Raw genomic sequence first — 1,975 nt, 5'->3', positions numbered from 1 at the left:
AAAAAGTAGGAGTACAACTGAAGTGGTCTAATAAAGACATACTTCTGCTTTTTTTACAAATCATATTTTTTGAAGAAGAAATGAAGAATACTATTCCACTTTTTTTAACTATGGTTTTAACAATTAGCAGTTGCCAGAAAAAAAATTTAATTGAGGAAAAACATTCTATTGCCGGAGCTTATCATGGAATTTTTGAACGAGACAAAGAACAAATAAAAGTGAATTTAGAGCTCCTGAATAAAGAATTTACAGGGAATAGCAATAAAGATAAGTTTCCTGCCATATGCAGAGGAACCTATTTTCTAGAAGGAAATAAAATACAATTTGAAAATTTCTGTAATTGGAATGCAGATTTTGATTGGACACTAATTCTGGCAGGAGATTGGAAATATCAGATTTCCAATCAATTATTAATTCTGACAAATAAATGCGGAGATCGATATATATTGGAAAAGAAATAGAGGACAGTTGTATTATAGTAGAAGCATTTAATTAAATATTATAAGTCAAGTTTCAATTTATGAACTTCTAAAGTCAACCCCCTATAAAACAAACCACAATTTATTTTATTTAAACCTGGTATCATCAAAAAGATTTTCTACCTTTGTACTGTTAACAATAAAGTTACAGTATGGCCAATGCCAGGTTTGCAATTTCGGTACACATGATGCTTTTAATGGCTATTGAAGAAAATCAGTGGTTGAGTTCATCGTACATGGCCCAATCTATTGATGTAAACCCAGGAATTGTCCGAAGAGAACTAATTGGTCTGAAAGAAAAAGGCCTGGTCGAAAGCAAAGAAGGTAAAGGCGGAGGTAGTCGTTTAGCTCGGCCCGCTGATAAGATCACACTAGGGCACATTTATGAAGTAGTTAAAGATGAATATTTACTGGGGTTAAATAAAAACAACCCCCTTGTGGCTTGTCCGATTGGCAAAAATATCAATAAGAACCTTTCAAATCTTTACGAAGAAGCAGACGGTCTTATTAATCAACGCTTTCATCAAATCACTTTAAAAAAATTTCTTAACCAGTTCATTTAATTTTTTTTATATAATACTGTTACAAAAATTATAACAATTAATTATTAAAAACTATGGAGCAAATGAATTATCTAGTATTTGGTGCCACAGGGAATATTGGTAAAGTGGTAGCTACAAATTTATTAAAGGCAGGAAAAGCCGTAAATGTGGTTGGAAGAAATCCTGAAAAGTTAAAGGAACTCGAAGCATTAGGTGCCACAATAATTTCTGGGGATATAAATCATCCTGTTTTTCTGAAGGATGCCTTAAAAGATATAGACGCCGCTTTTGTTATGACGCCACCGTTTTATGATGCTGAAGACCATTCTGAAACCCAAAAAACAGTTGCAAATATCATTGGTGATGCAATAGAACAGAGTAATTTGAAACATGTTGTCAACTTGAGTTCATCAGGGGTTGAAAACCCTGATAAATTTCGCTTGCTCGCCGGAGTTGAACAGGTAGAAAATCGGTTGAATGCTATTAAAAACCTACATGTACTTCATTTACGCCCAACGTACTTCCTGGAGAATTTCTTAGCAAACCTACCTATTGTCAATCAAGGAATTTTTGGTTCAATGTTAGAGGGCAATGTATCCTTTGCACCTGTTACGACTCAAGATATTGGAGAATATGCTGCAAATCGACTACTGGAATTAGATTTCAACGATAAGAATCAAATTGAACTCCGGGGACCTGAACAAGTTACTTCCTCCCAAATTTCTGAGAAAATTTCTGAAGCAATCGGTAAACCCTTAAAATACATTCAATTCCCCTATCAGGATGCAATAAAAGCCATGACAGATAGTGGAATTTTTAAGGAAAGTGCAGCCGAAAACTTAGCCGACCTGTGTAAAGCTTTAAATGAAGGTGAACTTTATACTTCAGACACCAAGCATGTAAAGCTAAAATCTGGAATAAAGGATTTTGCTCAGGTTTTTAAGGTAATCTATA

General features: G+C 34.1%; 3 protein-coding genes. All 3 read left to right on the top strand.

Annotated elements, in window-relative coordinates; genetic code table 11:
* Positions 1 to 461, top strand: a 461-nt coding sequence (locus E1171_RS02185) for a hypothetical protein (protein WP_222931341.1), incomplete at its 5' end; no start/stop codon positions are given.
* Between the two features lie 170 nt (positions 462 to 631).
* Positions 632 to 1,042 (top strand): Rrf2 family transcriptional regulator, encoded by a 411-nt coding sequence (locus tag E1171_RS02180; protein WP_155203638.1) that lies wholly within the window; start codon positions 632 to 634, stop codon positions 1,040 to 1,042.
* A gap of 62 nt (positions 1,043 to 1,104) precedes the next feature.
* On the top strand, positions 1,105 to 1,975 hold an 871-nt coding region (locus tag E1171_RS02175), incomplete at its 3' end, for an NmrA family NAD(P)-binding protein (protein WP_187696197.1).

This window comes from Xanthovirga aplysinae, from assembly GCF_009711365.1.
In the GTDB taxonomy this organism is placed as follows: domain Bacteria; phylum Bacteroidota; class Bacteroidia; order Cytophagales; family Cyclobacteriaceae; genus Xanthovirga; species Xanthovirga aplysinae.
The sequence above is the reverse complement of the archived record's forward strand: the minus strand, read 5'-3'. Positions and strand labels throughout refer to the sequence as shown.